The organism is Pseudomonas sp. BN414, from assembly GCF_029871275.1.
GTDB lineage: Bacteria > Pseudomonadota > Gammaproteobacteria > Pseudomonadales > Pseudomonadaceae > Metapseudomonas > Metapseudomonas resinovorans_C.
The window spans coordinates 102,914-119,010 of the sequence record NZ_SSOL01000070.1; the positions used below are offsets into that span (position 1 = coordinate 102,914).

The 16,097-nt window shown below is 66.3% G+C and carries 14 protein-coding genes and 1 riboswitch; of the genes, 9 read left to right on the forward strand and 5 right to left on the reverse strand.

What is annotated here, in order from left to right; translation table 11 throughout:
• Positions 1-37 precede the first annotated feature (37 nt).
• Positions 38-1,129, reverse strand: a complete 1,092-nt coding sequence (locus E8E95_RS17770) for a 3-deoxy-7-phosphoheptulonate synthase (protein ID WP_280352356.1) — start codon at positions 1,127-1,129, stop codon at positions 38-40.
• 516 nt (positions 1,130-1,645) lie between these two features.
• On the opposite strand from E8E95_RS17770, the gene E8E95_RS17775 reads away from it, so the two are divergent.
• Positions 1,646-2,647, forward strand: a complete 1,002-nt coding sequence (locus E8E95_RS17775) for an AAA family ATPase (RefSeq protein WP_280352358.1) — start codon at positions 1,646-1,648, stop codon at positions 2,645-2,647.
• Positions 2,629-3,303 (forward strand): VWA domain-containing protein, encoded by a 675-nt coding sequence (locus E8E95_RS17780; protein ID WP_280352425.1) that lies wholly within the window; start codon positions 2,629-2,631, stop codon positions 3,301-3,303. The genes E8E95_RS17775 and E8E95_RS17780 overlap by 19 nt, the downstream gene beginning before the upstream one ends.
• A gap of 46 nt (positions 3,304-3,349) precedes the next feature.
• Here the strand turns inward: E8E95_RS17780 and E8E95_RS17785 are convergent, their stop codons facing one another.
• Genes E8E95_RS17785 through cbiE form a run of 3 tightly spaced genes read right to left on the reverse strand, consistent with a single transcriptional unit; the run spans position 3,350 to position 6,005 of the window.
• Complete coding sequence (locus tag E8E95_RS17785) at positions 3,350-4,057, reverse strand: (2Fe-2S) ferredoxin domain-containing protein (protein WP_280352360.1); 708 nt, start codon at positions 4,055-4,057, stop codon at positions 3,350-3,352.
• Positions 4,054-4,785, reverse strand: a complete 732-nt coding sequence (locus tag E8E95_RS17790; protein ID WP_280352362.1) for a cobalt-precorrin-6A reductase — start codon at positions 4,783-4,785, stop codon at positions 4,054-4,056. The genes E8E95_RS17785 and E8E95_RS17790 overlap by 4 nt, the downstream gene beginning before the upstream one ends.
• On the reverse strand, positions 4,782-6,005 hold the full coding sequence (gene cbiE / locus E8E95_RS17795) for a precorrin-6y C5,15-methyltransferase (decarboxylating) subunit CbiE (RefSeq protein WP_280352364.1): 1,224 nt from the start codon (positions 6,003-6,005) through the stop codon (positions 4,782-4,784). The genes E8E95_RS17790 and cbiE overlap by 4 nt, the downstream gene beginning before the upstream one ends.
• 81 nt (positions 6,006-6,086) lie before the next feature.
• Positions 6,087-6,280: riboswitch (cobalamin riboswitch) on the forward strand.
• An 86-nt stretch (positions 6,281-6,366) separates the two neighbouring features.
• On the opposite strand from cbiE, the gene cobG reads away from it, so the two are divergent.
• The 7 genes from cobG to E8E95_RS17830 all read left to right on the forward strand — a co-directional run bounded on the left by cobG (position 6,367) and on the right by E8E95_RS17830 (position 14,880).
• Positions 6,367-7,683, forward strand: coding sequence for a precorrin-3B synthase (cobG, locus tag E8E95_RS17800; RefSeq protein ID WP_280352367.1), 1,317 nt, complete (start codon positions 6,367-6,369; stop codon positions 7,681-7,683).
• Positions 7,680-8,306 (forward strand): precorrin-8X methylmutase, encoded by a 627-nt coding sequence (locus E8E95_RS17805; protein WP_280352370.1) that lies wholly within the window; start codon positions 7,680-7,682, stop codon positions 8,304-8,306. The genes cobG and E8E95_RS17805 overlap by 4 nt, the downstream gene beginning before the upstream one ends.
• A complete protein-coding gene (locus E8E95_RS17810) occupies positions 8,306-9,052 on the forward strand; it encodes a precorrin-2 C(20)-methyltransferase (protein WP_280352371.1) in 747 nt (248 codons plus the stop codon). Before E8E95_RS17805 ends, E8E95_RS17810 begins: the two co-directional genes overlap by 1 nt.
• Positions 9,052-10,707 carry a precorrin-3B C(17)-methyltransferase gene (gene cobJ, locus E8E95_RS17815; protein ID WP_280352373.1) on the forward strand — a complete coding sequence of 552 codons (1,656 nt, stop codon included), beginning with the start codon at positions 9,052-9,054 and terminating at the stop codon, positions 10,705-10,707. Before E8E95_RS17810 ends, cobJ begins: the two co-directional genes overlap by 1 nt.
• 184 nt (positions 10,708-10,891) lie before the next feature.
• Positions 10,892-11,392 (forward strand): sigma-70 family RNA polymerase sigma factor, encoded by a 501-nt coding sequence (locus E8E95_RS17820; protein ID WP_280352375.1) that lies wholly within the window; start codon positions 10,892-10,894, stop codon positions 11,390-11,392.
• Positions 11,389-12,345, forward strand: a complete 957-nt coding sequence (locus tag E8E95_RS17825) for a FecR family protein (protein WP_280352377.1) — start codon at positions 11,389-11,391, stop codon at positions 12,343-12,345. The genes E8E95_RS17820 and E8E95_RS17825 overlap by 4 nt, the downstream gene beginning before the upstream one ends.
• A gap of 120 nt (positions 12,346-12,465) precedes the next feature.
• Positions 12,466-14,880 (forward strand): TonB-dependent siderophore receptor, encoded by a 2,415-nt coding sequence (locus E8E95_RS17830; protein WP_280352379.1) that lies wholly within the window; start codon positions 12,466-12,468, stop codon positions 14,878-14,880.
• A 267-nt stretch (positions 14,881-15,147) separates the two neighbouring features.
• Here the strand turns inward: E8E95_RS17830 and E8E95_RS17835 are convergent, their stop codons facing one another.
• Complete coding sequence (locus E8E95_RS17835) at positions 15,148-16,086, reverse strand: 2-hydroxyacid dehydrogenase (protein ID WP_280352380.1); 939 nt, start codon at positions 16,084-16,086, stop codon at positions 15,148-15,150.
• Positions 16,087-16,097 lie beyond the last annotated feature (11 nt).

A 16,097-nucleotide genomic window follows, 5' to 3' on the forward strand; every position in this document is an offset into this window, starting at 1 on the left:
GCCCCCAGCTTGAGTGAGATCGCCGAAGCGTCTGCGGTTATGACCGCAAACGGGCCGCAGCTTCGCGGAGGATGGCCTCGGTGCCCTTCCAGCCCAGGCAGCCATCGGTAATCGAAACCCCGTAGCGCAATTCGCAGGACAGCGACTGCGCACCATCGAACAGGTGGCTCTCGATCATCACCCCGCGAAGGGCGTTCTGTCCGGCCAGGCGCTGGACGATCACGTCTTCCAGTACCGCTGGCTGGCGCAGCGGGTCCTTGCCACTGTTGGCATGACTGCAATCGACCAGGATGCGCGGCGCGATACCGAGCTTCTCAAGTCCTTCGCGAGCCGCCTGCACGCTGGCCGCATCATGGTTCGGCCCCTTGTGGCCGCCACGCAGCACCAGGTGGGTATCTGCATTGCCAGCGGTCTGCACCAGCGCCGGACGGCCCTCGGCGTCGATGCCGAAATGCTGGTGGGCGTGGGCGGCTGAGCGCATGGCATCGGTGGCGATGCCGAGGCTGCCATCGGTTCCGTTCTTGAAGCCCACCGGCAGATCCAGGCCGCTGACCATCTCGCGGTGTATCTGTGACTCACTGGTGCGCGCGCCAATGGCAGCCCAGCTCAGCAGGTCATCCAGGTAGCTCGCCACCAGCGGTTGCAGCAGCTCGGTAGCAACCGGCAGGCCCAGCTCAGCCATTTCCAGCATCAGTCGACGGCTCAGTGCCAGGCCTTCCGCCATGTCGCCACTGCCATCCAGATGCGGATCGTAGACCAGGCCCTTCCAGCCCACGGTGGTACGCGGCTTCTCGACGTAGGCACGCATCACCAGCAGCAACTGGTCGCTGACTTCAGGCGCCAGGGCGGCGAGGCGCCGGGCGTAGTCGAGGGCGGATTCCGGATCGTGGATGGAACAGGGGCCGACCACCACCAACAGGCGCGAATCGTCGCCATCCAGCACGGCGCGCACGGCTTCACGCTGAGCGTTGATCTGACGGGCGATGGCTGGACTCAGCGGCAGGCGCTGGCGCAACTCGACGGGGGTGGGCAGCGGGCGGGTGCTGCGCGATGGAGAAAGGGCAGCTTCCAGCGCAATGGCATGGAGCGGCTGTACAGCGGTGGGCAGAACGGAAACGGAAGAGTTCATGACTGGCGTCCTCAGCCGGCGCGGATCGATCCGCGCGTGGCGCTATCTGGGTGTTCGATTCAACGGTGTCTGTGCGGAGCCTGCGCGGCTAAATCGCCAGTCGGAGTTGCGGTAATAGGTCTGATAGGTGCGATAGCTGATCATGGTGCGATCCTCGAATTTCATGTGTTTGGCCTTGTGGGCCGGAAAACAAAAACCCCCGGTCGGGTTGCCGACCGGGGGTTTCGTGGAGCTTCGGTGGCGACCCTGCTGGAGTGGGCCGCCTGATTGGGTATCAGGCTAGCCCGTGGCTAAACCAATACCCATAGAAATAGCTAACCGCAGCGGCCACACGCACACGCGCCTGGGCCTTGGCCGGGCGAGCGATGAGCGAAGTGGAAGCAAGGTGCGGCATGACAATCTCCAAAGCGAATGTTGGCTAACCTACTGCATCGCCGCGCAGCGTTCAATCACTGATTTCTATCGGCTGCCCCAGGCTTTCGCTACCATGCCCGCCAGGCACTGCAGGACACAGCCATGACCGATATTCCCCATTTCCCCCTGAGCGCAGTGGTCGGTTCCGACGAGCTGAAACTCGCGCTCTACCTTGCCGCCATCGACCCGGCCATCGGCGGCGTGTTGATCGAAGGCCCGCGCGGCATGGCCAAGTCCACTCTGGCCCGGGGCATCGCCGACCTGCTGCCGGACGCCCTCTTCGTCACCCTGCCCCTGGGCGCCAGCGAAGAACGCATCGTCGGCACCCTGGACCTGGACGCCGCCCTCGGCGAAGGCCGTGCGCGCTTCTCTCCCGGCGTGCTGGCGAAGGCCCACGGCGGCGTGCTCTATGTGGACGAAGTGAACCTGCTGCCCGACCACCTGGTGGACCTGCTGCTGGACGTGGCCGCCAGCGGCGTGAATCAGGTGGAGCGTGACGGCATCTCCCACCGCCATCCGGCGCGTTTCGTTCTGATCGGCACCATGAACCCCGAGGAAGGCGAACTGCGCCCGCAACTGCTCGACCGCTTCGGCCTCAAGGTGCTGCAGAACGGCCAGCCGCAGCCTGCCGAACGCGCCGAGATCGTTCGCCGCCGCCTCGCCTTCGATGCCGATCCGCACGCCTTCATCGCCCAGTGGAGTGGCGAGCAACAGGCCCTGGCCCAACGTTGCCAGGATGCCCGTACGCGCCTGCCCGGCATTCCACTGGACGACACAGCCCTGGACGAGATCGCCCGGCGCTGTTTCGCCGCCGGTGTCGACGGCCTGCGTGCCGATCTGGTCTGGCTGCGCGCCGCACGTGCGCATGCCGCCTGGCGCGGCGCCAGCCAGATCGAGGCCGAGGACATCGACGCCGTCGAACACTTCGCCCTGGCCCATCGTCGTACCCACACGCCGCCAGCCGCCGCGCAGCCGCCGCAGTCCCAGCCCACCGGCTCGCAGCCCGAGTCTTCCATCGGCGAAGGTCAGTGGGGCGAACTGCCTGCCCAGGCAGTGCCCATGGGAGAGCGGCGCGAACTGCCGCGCTGGCCAAAAAAGCCCTGAGCATCCGCCCGCGCACGGTCACAGGGGCGGGTGCCAGGCCCAGACCCGGCACTCTCGGCAACGGCCGCAGCGGCGCCCGCCGCACAGGATCGGACGGCATCATCCAGTGGCTGCCGACCCTGCTGCGTGGCCGCCCGCGCAAAGCCGCCGATCTGATCCGCGCTCCACGCAGCCAGCGCCCTGACCAGCTCTGGCTGGTGGTCGTGGATGCCTCAGCGTCAACCCGCCGCCACGGCGCCCTGGCCCAGGCCAAAGGACTGTTGGCCGGCGTCTTCGAAACGGCCTACCGCCAACGTGTGCGCCTCGCCGTGCTCCACGCCACCGGCCGCCAACCCCAGTGGCTCTGGCAGGGCCAGAAAGCCTCTCCCGCCCTGCATCACTGGCTCGCCGAACTCGGCGCCGGGGGCGGCACGCCCATCATCGAAGCGCTTCAGCAATCCGCCCATTGGCTGGCCCGGCGGCAGCGGCAAAAGCCGACCGAAGAACAGCGTCTGCTGGTGCTCACCGATGGGCGATTGAAGGACTGGTCGTCATTGCAGCCACCGGGTTGCCCGACGCTGCTGGTGGATATCGAAAGCGGACCGATTCGACTGGGGCGGGCGAAGAAGCTGGCGGAGGAATTGGGCGCAGAGTACCGGGGGATTTCCGAGCTGTGAGTCGATGGGTATCGTTTCACTCCACCCATCCTACGAAGTCGCCCGGTCACGCCTTCATCAACATCTCCGGCACTTGCCGCTCCTCCACGATCCGCTCCTGCACCCAACGCAGCACCTCTTCTTCATCCCGAATGCGGTACCACTCCCCTTCCGGATAGAGGCTGGCGGAGGGGCCCTCGTCGCAAGGGAACTGGCACTGGGTGCGGGTGATGTGCACGCCACCTTCGCATTCCAGCTTGCCGGCAGCCTTGAGGGTTTCGCGCAGCTTCTTCCACAAGGGCAAGGCGCCTCGACGGGTGCAGCGCGGGCCATTGCACAGCAGCAGGCGCCGGGCATGGGGCGGGATGCAGGACCAGGAATGACTCTCCGGTAGCGCCGGCACATTCACACAATCCAGATGCAGTTCACGGCGCTCGATCAGCGTACAGGCGGCGCGGGCGGGATCGCTGTCGAATTGGCCGAGCAGGCTGGCGACGAAGACCTGTTCGGGCCCCTCCAGAGCAGCCAGCTCACTGCGCAGCCAATCCAGGTGCTGGGCCGAGGATTGCGGTTCGAGATCGATCACCAGCAGCGGGCGCGGGCTTCCCTGCGCCACCTGCCACAGGGCGTCGTAACCGGAAGCGGTGTCGACGATATCGGCCAGTGCCGACTCACCACGCAGGGCCACTAGCTGGCGGCGAAAGAGCTCGGCAAAGGAACCTTCGACAAGGTCCGGCCCGGCGAACAGCACGCGGGCGTAGGGTGATGCGGTCATGGTGTTTCCAGGTAGGTGGCGAGGGCCTGCCAGAGCCCCTCAACGGAGTCGAACTCACGGGCCACGACAGGCAGGTCGGGGCGTTTGAGGATCAGTACCGGCAGCCCCAGCTCGCGGGCCACCTGCAACTTGGGTTCGGTGGACTGGCTGCCGCTGTTCTTGCTGATCAGCACATCGCTTTGCAGCCGCGCGAACAACTCGCGCTCGCCTTCGAGGCTGAATGGACCGCGCGCGCCTATCACCTCGTAACGAGGTCCTGCTGGCTGCCCTTGCAGGCAGCGCACGGTCCAGTGCTGCTGCGCGGGGATCTCGTGCATGTGTTCCAGCGGCTCGCGGCCGAGGGTGAAGAACGGGCGACGAAAATCCTTCAGGGCATCGATCAGCCCGGCCCAGTCGGCGATTTCGCGCCAGTCATCTTCAGGGCCTGCCTGCCAGCCTGGACGCCGCAGCGCCCAACAGGCAACACCCGCTATTTCGGCGGCAGCCGAGCCGTTCCGGCTGATCTGCGCGGCGTAGGGATGGGTGGCATCGACCAGCAGATCGATGCCCTCTTCCGCAATGTAGCGGGCCAGCCCATCCACGCCGCCATAACCGCCCACACGCACCTGGCAGGGGAGGTCATCCGGCACCTTGCCGAGGCCAGCGAGGCTGTAGACATGCTCGGGACCGAGGCGGCGCGCCACAGCGAGCGCTTCGGTGACGCCGCCCAGCAGGAGGATGCGTTTCATCGTTGCGCCACGTCGTCGCCAGGCTTCACCACTTCCAGCAACGTGATCGGCAGCGCCGAGCGCCAGGTATCGAAGCCGCCCAGCGGCTGGGCCTGGGCAATGGCGATGCGGGTGAGCTCGCCGCCGTGGTTTTCACGGAAGGCCACCAGTGTGGCTTCGCTCTGCAGGGTGACGGCGTTGGCGATCAGGCGGCCGCCCGGTTTGAGCTGGCTCCAGCAGGTGGCGAGCACGCCGGGTTCGGTGACGCCACCGCCGATGAAGATGGCATCCGGCTCCGGCAGGCCTTCCAGCGCCAGCGGGGCCTGGCCCGCCACCAGTTGCAAGCCGGGTACGCCGAGGGCGTCGCGGTTGTGACGGATATGCGCCTGGCGGCCTTCGTTGGCTTCGATGGCGATGGCGCGACAGCTCGGGTGCGCGCGCATCCACTCGATGCCGATGGAACCGCAACCGGCGCCCACATCCCAGAGCATTTCGCCGGGGCGCGGCGCCAGGCGCGCCAGGGTGATGGCGCGGACGTCACGCTTGGTGAGCTGCCCGTCGTGGCGATAGGCGTCGTCGGGTAGGCCGGTGGTCAACGGCAGCGAGCGTGTGCCTTCGCCGGAACGGATTTCGAGGGCGACCAGATTGAGCGCAGCAACCTCATCGAGGGACCAGTCGCTGGCGATGCCATCGAGGTGGCGCTCACGTTCACCACCAAGATGCTCCAGGACCACCAGGCGGCTGGGGCCATAGCCCACCTCGACCAACAGGCTGGCGATGGCTGCCGGGCTGCGGCCATCGTTGCTCAGCACCAGCAGGCGGGCACCCTCGTGCAGGTGGGCATTGAGCGCCGCCAGCGGACGGGCGACAACGGAAAGCAGGGTCACCTCCTGCAGCGGCCAGCCCAGCCGGGCGGCCGCCAGGGAGTAGGACGACGGCGCCGGAATCACCTGCATTTCTTCCACCGCGACCTGCCGCGCAAGGCTGGCGCCGACACCGAACAGCATGGGGTCGCCGCTGGCCAGCACGCAGATCGGCGTGCCGCGCTTTTCCAGGACGGGCGCCAGGGAGAAGGGGCTTGGCCAGGGACTGCGGCGGGCGCTGATGCAACGCGGCAGCAGGTCGAGTTGGCGCGGTCCGCCGACCACTTCAACGGCCCCCAGCAAGGCATGGCGCGCAGCCTTGCCCAGGCCTGCGTAGCCGTCTTCACCTATCCCCACCACTGTCAGCCAGGGCTGCATTCGCTGTCCTCGATTCCGAAAAACGCCACAGACATTCAGCTCCCGACAGGCAGCCTTTTCATAGGTCCGGGCAAAGCGGGCATAATAGCGCCCTTCATCGGTTGCCGGCGCGGCGCACAGTCGCTCCGGCTTAAAGGGAACACGGACAAACCGTGGCTGCCCCCGCAACTGTAAGCAGCGAGTCCATGCAATCGAGGTCACTGGGGAAACCCGGGAAGGCCGCAGTGGATGACGACCTGCCAGCCAGGAGACCTGCCGGTGAAACCAGTCGCGTGTGTACGCATCGAGCGGGGTGTATCGATGCAACGTTGTCCCTGAATCAGGGAACCGGGTCGCCGCGACGCCAACCATGGTGACCTGAGTGAAACACGCCCAGCCCACAGCGCCATCCGTCCGTCCCTCGGCATGCCCGGGGATGCTGCGTATCGTCCAGGCGAAGGACGGCGGCATCTGCCGGATCAAACTGCCCTGCGGCCGCCTGGATGCCGAGCAGGCCCGCGCGGTCGCGACAGCCGCAAGCCAGCATGCCGGCGGCGTGATCGAAGCCACCAATCGCGCCAACCTGCAGATTCGTGGTGTGAAAGCCGGCGCCGAGCAGGCGCTGATCGATGCCTTGCTCGCTGCACGCCTGGGTGCCGATTCCCCCGGCGCCGACGATGTGCGCAACCTGATGGTCAGTCCACTCGCCGGCCTCGACCCATCCGCCCTTGTGGATATCTCGCCCCTGGCCGAGCGGATTCTTGCGCTGCTGCAGGACAAGCAGCACTTCCATGCCCTGTCGCCGAAGTTCGCCCTGCTGCTGGATGGCGGCGAGTCGATGGCGATGCTTGAGCACCCCCACGATCTCTGGCTCTCGGCGATGGGTTCCGGCGAGCACGCGCCATTCGCCTTCGGTCTGGGGGGCTGTCCGCCGCAATCTAAGGATGACGTCGCTGCCCTGGCCGCCGTAGCGCGCGAACAGGTACCCGCTCTGGTGGAAGCCCTGCTGGACCTTTTCCTTGAACTGGCGACACCCGATCAGACGCGCATGCGCCACCTGCTCGCCGTGTACCCGGAAGGCGACTTGCTGCTGCGCTTGCAACAACGGCTGGACGTCCCCCTGCTGCCCGCGGGTGACTGGCACCGCCCCGCCCCGCAGCCCTTCGCCCATCTCGGCATTCGCTATGGTCGCCACGTGGGTGGCGCGCCCGTACTCGGCCGACTGGATGCCACGCAACTCAAGGCGCTGGCCGATCTCGCCGACAGCCTGGGCGACAGCAGCCTGCGCCTGACGCCTTGGCAATCGGTGCTGCTGCCCAATGTCCGCGATCCCGAAACGGTCCTGCAGGCCATGGGCGACCTCGGCCTGGTCACCGATGCGACTGCCCCGCTGGCGCGCCTGGTCGCTTGCACCGGTTCAGCCGGTTGCGCCAAGGGCCTGGCGGATACCAAGTCCGATGCACTGGCCCTGGCGCCCCTGCTGCCGGCTGATGCGGTGGTTCATCTCAGCGGTTGCCCGCGCTCCTGCGCCTCGGCTCATGTGGCGCCCTTCACACTGCTGGCCGTCGCCCCCGGCCGTTACGACCTTTTCGAGCGCGGCGGTGCCGGCTTCGGCCGCTTGCTGTCGCGTGACATCAGCATCCAAGAGGCCGGCGAACGCCTGGCCGCCTCTCCTGACACCTGGAGTTCCACCCCATGATCGAGTACATCCGCGATGGTCAGGAGATCTATCGCAATTCCTTCTCCATCATCCGCGCCGAGGCCAACCTCGCCGGCATTCCCGCCGACCTGGAGAAACTCGCGGTGCGCGCGATTCACGCCTGCGGCATGGTCGACGTGGTGGAAGACCTGCGCTTCTCCCCCGGAGCCGGAGCCGCCGGCCGCGCCGCCATCGCAGCCGGTGCGCCAATCCTCTGCGATGCGCGCATGGTGGCAGAGGGCATCACCCGCGCCCGCCTGCCGGCGGACAACAAGGTCATCTGCACCCTCAACGATCCCGGCGTGCCGGAGCTGGCCCGCGAGCTGGGCAACACCCGCTCGGCAGTCGCCCTGGAGCACTGGCGCGAACACCTGGAAGGCAGCGTCGTGGTGATCGGCAACGCCCCCACCGCACTTTTCTACCTGTTGGAAATGCTCGATGCCGGCGCACCGAAACCAGCGCTGATTCTCGGTTTCCCGGTGGGCTTCGTCGGTGCGGCGGAATCCAAGGACATGCTCGCCGCCGACAGTCGCGGCGTGCCCTATGTGATCGTGCGTGGCCGTCGCGGCGGTAGCGCCATGGCGGCAGCGGCGGTCAACGCACTGGCCACGGAGGTGGAGTGATGACCGGTAAAGGACGGCTGATCGGCCTTGGCGTAGGCCCCGGCGACCCGGAACTGATTACCCTCAAGGCGCTGCGCCTGCTGCAATCGGCGCCCGTCGTGGGCTACTTCGTGGCCAAGGCGAAGGCCAATCAGGGCCAGGGTGGCAACGCCTTCGGCATCATCGAGCAGCACCTTGCCGACACCCAGCAGCGCATGCCGCTGGTATACCCGGTGACCACCGAAAAGCTGGAGCCGCCGCTGTCCTACGAGACCGTGATCAGCGACTTCTACGACACCGCTGCCGAACAGGTCGCCCAGCACCTGGAAGCCGGTCGTGACGTCGCGGTGATCTGCGAAGGCGACCCCTTCTTCTACGGTTCCTACATGTACCTGCACGACCGCCTGGCCGAGCGCTACGAGGTGGAAGTGGTGCCCGGCGTCTGCTCCATGCTGGGCAGCGCGGCGGTGCTCGGCGTGCCGCTGGTGTACCGCAACCAGAGTCTTTCCGTGCTCTCCGGCGTGCTGCCGGAGGACGAACTCAAGGCACGGCTGGAGGACGCCGAAGCGGCCGTGGTGATGAAACTCGGGCGCAACTTCGACAAGGTGCGCCGGGTGCTGCAGGACCTCGGCATCGCCAGCCGCGCCCATTACGTGGAGCGCGCGACCATGGCCAACCAACGCATCGTGCCGCTGGATGAAGTCGACCCTATGGCCTCGCCCTACTTCTCGATGATCGTCATCCCTGGTCAGAAGTGGAGGGGGTGATGGAACAGTACAACGCCCCGGCCATCGTCCTCCTCGGCAATGGCGGCCTGCCCGTCGCGAGACGCATCCAGGCGCTTTATCCACAGGCACGCGTGCTCGGTCTCGCCGGGCGTGTCGAGGGTGCCGACGCGAGCTACGCCGAGTTCGGCGAAACCTTGCGCGAGCTCTATCGCACCGACACGCCGATCATTGCGCTGTGCGCCGCTGGCATTGTCATCCGCACCCTGGCACCGCTGCTGGCAAGCAAGAGCGCCGAGCCTCCGGTACTGGTGGTGGCTGAGGATGGCAGCGCCGTGGTTCCGCTGCTTGGCGGCCTTGGCGGGGTGAATCGCATGGCCCGGGAAATCGCCGTGACACTGGACGTGGCGCCGGCCATCACCACCAGCGGCGAACTGCGCTTCGGTACCTGCCTGCTGGACCCGCCAACGGGTTATGCGCTGGCCGATATCGAACAGGGCAAGCGCTTCGTTTCCGACCTGCTGGGCGGCGAAACGGTACGCGTGCAGGGTACGGTGCCCTGGCTGGACGAGGTTCGCCTGCCCCTCGCGGATGAGGCGCAACGGGTCATTCACGTCACCGCCGAGGCGCGCGCAGCCGAACGTCATGAATTGTTGATCCACCCTCGCACGGCAATCGCCCGCATCGACGGTACGGCAGACGCGGAGGCTGTTCGCCTGCTGCTCGCCGATGCCGGGTTGGCGGAGCTGTCACTGGTCTGCCTGGTGGCTGACCGCTCACGGATGATCGATGCCGACCTGGCTGCAACTGCTGCCGCCCTCCGCGTGCCCCTGCGCTTCGTCCGCGATGAAACCGGACTGCCGCCCTTGCACCGGCAAGCCCATGGCATTCGCCTCTACCTCGCGGCCGAGCCCGTGGACCCGGCGCTGATCGGCCAGCCTCGTGGCCGCCTCACGGTGGTCGGCCTCGGCCCCGGTGCCGCCGAGTTCATGGTGCCCGCCGTGCGCCAGGCACTGGACGAAGCCGAGGACCTGCTCGGCTACGAAACCTACATCCGCATGGCCGGCCCACTGCGCGCTGACCAGGTGGCGCACTGCACCGACAACCGCGAAGAGCTCCAGCGCGCCCGCCATGCCTTCGAGCTGGCAGCGAGCGGTCGCCGCGTGGTGGTGGTGTCGTCCGGCGATCCCGGCGTGTTCGCCATGGCCGCGGCCGTGCTGGAGGCGCTGGATGAATCCCGCGATCCCGAGTGGCTGCAAGTCGAGTTGCAGGTGTTCCCTGGTGTTTCTGCCGCACTGGCCACCGCCGCCAAGGCTGGCGCTCCGCTAGGCCATGACTTCTGCCTGATTTCCCTGTCGGACAACCTCAAGCCCTGGGAGGTGATCGAGGACCGCCTCGACCACGCCGCCGCCGCCGACCTGGCCATGGCCTTCTACAACCCCATTTCCCGCGCCCGTCCCTGGCAGCTCGGCCGCGCGCTGGAAATCGTCGCCCGCCATCGCCGCCCGGAAACGGTGGTGGTGCTGGGCCGTGATGTCGGGCGCCCGGCGGAGAAGCTCACCCTCACCAGCCTCGGCGAGCTGACGCCGGAGCAGGTGGACATGCGCACCCTGGTGATCATCGGCTCGTCGCTGACCCGCCGCGTGCCGAAGGGCAATGGCGAGGATTGGGTGTACACACCGCGCTGGTATCGCTAGCAAGATTCAGGCGGTAGGAGCGAGCTTGCTCGCGAACGCCTTCGCGAGCAGAGCTCGCTCCTACAAACGCGCTGTATTCCGACAGCTGCATCAGGCAAGACCTACGACCGCTGTTGCAAAAGCCGAGGCGCATCATGAAAATGCGATTAATTTTCATTTGTTATCGCATATCGCGGTGCCCTTCATGTCCTCTCCCCATGTCACCCTCCAGGCGCTGTACAGCGAGCATCACGGCTGGCTGAAGAACTGGCTGCGCAGCAAGCTGGGCAATGCCGCCGATGCCGCGGACCTGGCCCAGGACACTTTCCTGCGCCTGCTGGGCAAGGGTGAGAGCTTTGAATTGCGTACCCCGCGCGCCTTTCTGCGTACCGTGGCGCGAGGGCTGGTGATCGACCACTGGCGCCGCGAAGAACTGGAGCGCGCCTACCTGGAAGCACTGGCGCAACTGCCCGAGGCCGAGGCGCCCTCCCCCGAGGATCGCAAACTGATCCTCGAACTGCTGGAGCGCATCGCGCTGATGCTCGACCGTCTCAAACCCAAAGCACGCACCGCTTTCCTGCTGGCGCAATGCGAAGGCCTCACCCACAAGGAAGTCGCGGCGCAGATGGGCATTTCCCTGCGCTCGGTGGAGCGCTACGTGGCTGATGCCCTGTACCACTGCTACCTGCTGAGGTTCGAGGAGTGAGCGGCCACAGCCGGATCACCGGCCCCAACGAACAGGTGGTGCGCCAGGCCATCCACTGGATGATGCGACTGCGCGGCAATGGCGATGCGGAACTGCAGAAGGCCTGCGAGCACTGGCGCGGGCAGGACGCTGACCACGAACTCGCTTGGCAACGGGTGCAGCAACTCGACCATGAGCTCGGCATGGCCATGCCCGGAACCGGCCTGCTGCTGGACAACGCCCGCGCCGGTTTGCGTCGGCGCCAGGCACTCAAACTGCTGTCCGGTGCCGCAGTCGGGGGCGCCGCCCTGTGGCTGACCCGCGACATTACCCCGTGGGAGCGCCTGACCGCCGACCTGGCCACCGCGACCGGTGAACGGCGCGGCCTGGCGCTCGGCGATGGCAGCCAGCTGCAACTGAATACCGATTCGGCCGTGGATATCCGCTTCGACTCCCGGCAGCGGCTGATCGAGCTGCGCCGGGGCGAGATCCTCCTCAGCAGCGCTATCCAGCCCACACCGATGCGCGTCCGCACCGCCCATGCCCAGGTGGAAACCAACGCCGCGCGTTTCGTGTTGCGCCAGGGCAAGACGGCTTCGCGACTCAGCGTATTGCAGGGCAGCGTGGCACTGACCCCGTCCCGTGGGCTGTCGAAACAAGTCATCGAAGCCGGCCAGAGCTTCGACGTCACGCACGAAATCGTTCGACCGGTCCAGCAACTGGACATGGAAGCCGGCGCGTGGGTCGACGGGCTGATCGTCACCCGCGACATGCGCCTGGCGGACTTCCTCGCGGAAGTGGGCCGCTATCGCCATGGCCGCCTCGCCTGCGCCGAGGCGATCGCCGACCTGCGCCTGTCCGGCGTCTTCCGCCTGGAAGACACCGACAGGCTGCTGACGTTGCTGCCGCGCACGCTGCCGGTGGAGCTGCACTACCGCACGCGGTGGTGGGTGACGGTGGAGGCGAGGGTTTGAAGCCTTGTGCTTCCACAAGATTCTGCCTAACGAATTCGATTTTTTTTGGCGGTTTTTTCCGCCTGCCCCGGCAAAGGGAATGAATCCCATTAACCTTTGCCGATCCCCACGGACGTTTTCATGACCGCACCTCGCGCTTCCCACCTTGCCCTCGCCATTCGTGGCGCCCTGCTGTCCGCCGCCCTGGCCGCGCCACTGCTGCCCTGCGCAGCCATCGCCGACGAAGCCGCCGCCGTTGCCAGCCGCAGCTACGCCATCCCCGCCGGGGCCCTCAATGAGGCGCTGAACCGCTTCGCGCGCGAGGCGGGCATCAATCTCTCCGCCACGCCGGAGCAGACCCGTGGCCTGAAGACCCGCGGCCTGGCAGGCACCTGGTCGGTGCAAGCCGGTCTGGCGCGGCTGCTCGAAGGCACCTCGTTGCAGGCCGAGAACCTCGGTGGCGGCAGCTTCGTACTGCGTGAGATTCCGGCCGGTAGTGCGCTGGAAGTACCCAGCACCCAGGTGTTCGCACTGGGTAACGCCCTGGGCAGCGAGGACGGCTACCTGGCCACCCACAGCCAGATCGCCACCAAGACCAGCAAGTCGCTGATGGAAACCTCGCAGAGCGTGTCGGTGATCACCCGCGAGCAGATCGACGACCAAGGCTCCAAGACCGTCCAGCAATCCATGCGCTACACCCCCGGCATCTTCACCGGCCAGGTGGGGGCTTCGAACCGCTATGACTACATCGTGATGCGCGGCTTCGCCGACAACAGCGTCGACAACGTCTACCTCGACGGACTGAAGACCATGGGCGACAGCGGCACCTTCAGTTCGATGCAGGTGGACCCGTACTTCCTCGAGCGCATCGATGTGCTCAAGGGCCCGTCCTCCGTGCTCTACGGTCGTAGCCTGCCGGGCGGCCTGGTGGCGCTGACCAGCAAGAAACCGCTGTACGAGGATTACCACCAGGTGCAGGCCACGGTGGGCAACATGAATCAGAAAGGCGTGGGCTTCGACTTCAGCGGTCCGCTGGATGAAGAGAAACGCATCGCTTACCGCCTGGTGGGCCTGGGCAAGGGCGGCGATACCCAGTTCGACCACACCAAGGAGGAGCGCTACGCCATCGCTCCGACACTCGCCATCGACTTCAGCGAAGACACCACCCTGACTCTGCAGGGCTACCTGCAGCACGACCCGAATGGCGGCTACCACAGCGGCGTGCCGGCCGACGGCAGCCTGTTCCAGCACAACGGCAATCGCATCAGCCGCGAGTTTTTCGATGGCGAACCGGGCCTGGACGACTTCGACCGCACCCAGCGCATGTTCGGCTATCAGCTGGAGCATCGCCTCAACGATGTCTGGACTGCCCGACAGAACTTTCGCTACCTGAGCTCGGACGTCGACCTGTCGCAGGTCTACGGCTACCAGTGGACCGCCCCTGAAAGCAACGAACTGAACCGCTACTTCACGGGCGCCAGCGAGGAACTGACGGCCTACATCATCGACAACATGGTGCAGGCTGAATTCGACTGGGGCAGTGCCCATCACACACTGCTCACCGGCCTCGACTACCAGAAGCGCAAAACCCGCGTGGACTGGACGTCCGGTGTCTCCACGCCGCTCAACGCCTTCGATCCGGTATACGGCAACGAGAGCCTGAGCTTCCTCTCCGAAGACAACCACACCCGCCGCCTGGAACAGACTGGCCTGTACATGCAGGACCTGATCGATGTGGACCAGTGGCGCTTCTCCCTCGGCATGCGCCAGGACTGGGTAGACGTCTCCGACGAGAACCGCACCGCGCACACCAAGAACGACGAGCAGTGGAGCAAATTCACCGGCCGCGCCGGCGTGCTCTATCTCTTCGAGAACGGCATTGCGCCCTACATCAGCTACTCCGAGTCGTTCAACCCGAACGCCTACTCCGATGCGTCCGGCAAGGCCCTGGAGCCCACCGAAGGCAAGCAGTGGGAGGCCGGCCTGAAGTTCCAGCCGGAAGGCAGCGCCAGCATGTACACCGCCTCGGTGTTCCACATCACCCAGGAGAACGTCGCCTCCAAGCTGCCCCAGGACAACTTCTACACCTCGGTTGGCAAAGTGCGCTCCAAGGGTATCGAACTGGAAGCCCACACTCAGGTCACCGAGAACTTCAAGGTCCTGGCCAGCTATACCTACACCGACATCACCTACGCCAAGGCACTGGATGGCAACCAGGGCAACACGCCGAACCAGGCGCCCAAGCACATGGCTTCCATCTGGGGTGACTACAACTTCAATGCGGGCGCCCTGGATGGCCTGCGCACTGGCCTCGGCGTGCGCTACGTCGGCAAGACCTGGGCGGACAAGGAGAACACCCTGCACGTGCCCTCCTACACCCTGGTCGATGCCCTCATCGGTTACGACCTCGGCAAGCTGGGCATGCAGGGGCTGGACCTCAGCCTGAACGCCAACAACCTGCTGGACGAGGACTACGTGGCGTCCTGCTACAGCCTCGACTTCTGCTACTTCGGCGAGAAGCGCAACGTCACGGCGACGCTGAGTTATCAGTTCTAAGCACGTGCCCACCTCGTAGGTTGGGCAGAGGTACGAAGCCCAACGCAGCGGAGTCCCGGTCAACGCCGATCGTTGGGCCTCGCTGCGCTCGGCACCAACCTACGAAAGCAGTTCGCGCAGGTTGAGCAAAAAAATCGGCGCACTCGTGGTGCGCCGTCGCTGCCATTTCGCAGCTCAAATTCGTGGGGAGGAATCGAAGCACCGCTTGTGGCGACGCCTCGCATAGTGGGGTCGGCCGACGCGACCACCGCTATTGGATGGGGCAGGTCAGACCACCGGGGTCAGCACCTCGCCCTTGTCGAGGAAAGCCTGCAGATTGGCGAACACCAGTTCTTCCATCTGCAGACGAGTCTCTGCGGTGCCGCTGCCGATGTGCGGCGCCAGCACCACGTTGTCCAGGGTGAACAGCACTTCAGGTACACGCGGCTCGGCCTCGAATACATCCAGCCCGGCGCCGCCCAAACGGCCTTCAGTGAGGGCTGCCACCAGCGCCTGCTCATCCACCACCGATCCACGGGCAACGTTTATCAGGATGCCCTCCGGCCCCAGGGCGTCGAGCACTTCTGCCGAGATCAGGTGATGGGTTGCCGCGCCACCGGGACAGGTCAGTACCAGGAAGTCCGCCCAGCGCGCCAGCGCCAGCAAATCCGACTCGAAGCCGTAGGGGCTGTCGGCGTCCGGGCGGCGATTGTGGTAGCGCACCTGCATGTCGAAACCGCCGGCGCGACGGGCCACGTCCTTGCCGATGCGCCCCAAGCCGACAATGCCCAGCCGCTTGCCGCTGACCTTGCGTGCCAGCGGGAAGTTGCCGGCGGGCCAGCTTCCGGCGCGCACGAAACGATCCGATGCGCTGATGCGCCGCGAACAATCGATGAGCAACCCCATGGCCAGGTCGGCGACGCAATCGTTGAGCACATCCGGCGTGTAGCTGACCTGAATGCCTCGGCGACGCGCCACGTCGACCGCGATGGCGTCGTAGCCGACCCCGAAACTGCAGATGGCGCGCACGTTAGGCAGGTGCTCGAGCACGGCGGCCGAACAACCGAAACGGGCCGAGGTGACCACGACATCGAACTGGTCGCCGTGCTCGTCGAGATAGGCCAGGGCGTCAGCCTGATGCCACAGCTGTACCACTTCGTGGTCGTCGGCCAGCCGCTGGTTGAAGCGTTCTGTCAGCGGGCCGACGTGGAGGATCTTGGGTTCCATCCTGTATTCCT

Excerpts from the sequence above, each read along its gene's own strand:
- E8E95_RS17770 (WP_280352356.1), bottom strand. The coding sequence starts at position 1,129 with ATGAACTCTTCCGTTTCCGTTCTGCCCACCGCTGTACAGCCGCTCCAT.
- E8E95_RS17775 (WP_280352358.1), top strand. The coding sequence starts at position 1,646 with ATGACCGATATTCCCCATTTCCCCCTGAGCGCAGTGGTCGGTTCCGAC.
- E8E95_RS17785 (WP_280352360.1), bottom strand. The coding sequence starts at position 4,057 with ATGACCGCATCACCCTACGCCCGCGTGCTGTTCGCCGGGCCGGACCTT.
- E8E95_RS17790 (WP_280352362.1), bottom strand. The coding sequence starts at position 4,785 with ATGAAACGCATCCTCCTGCTGGGCGGCGTCACCGAAGCGCTCGCTGTG.
- cbiE (WP_280352364.1), bottom strand. The coding sequence starts at position 6,005 with ATGCAGCCCTGGCTGACAGTGGTGGGGATAGGTGAAGACGGCTACGCA.
- E8E95_RS17805 (WP_280352370.1), top strand. The coding sequence starts at position 7,680 with ATGATCGAGTACATCCGCGATGGTCAGGAGATCTATCGCAATTCCTTC.
- E8E95_RS17810 (WP_280352371.1), top strand. The coding sequence starts at position 8,306 with ATGACCGGTAAAGGACGGCTGATCGGCCTTGGCGTAGGCCCCGGCGAC.
- cobJ (WP_280352373.1), top strand. The coding sequence starts at position 9,052 with ATGGAACAGTACAACGCCCCGGCCATCGTCCTCCTCGGCAATGGCGGC.
- E8E95_RS17820 (WP_280352375.1), top strand. The coding sequence starts at position 10,892 with ATGTCCTCTCCCCATGTCACCCTCCAGGCGCTGTACAGCGAGCATCAC.
- E8E95_RS17830 (WP_280352379.1), top strand. The coding sequence starts at position 12,466 with ATGACCGCACCTCGCGCTTCCCACCTTGCCCTCGCCATTCGTGGCGCC.
- E8E95_RS17835 (WP_280352380.1), bottom strand. The coding sequence starts at position 16,086 with ATGGAACCCAAGATCCTCCACGTCGGCCCGCTGACAGAACGCTTCAAC.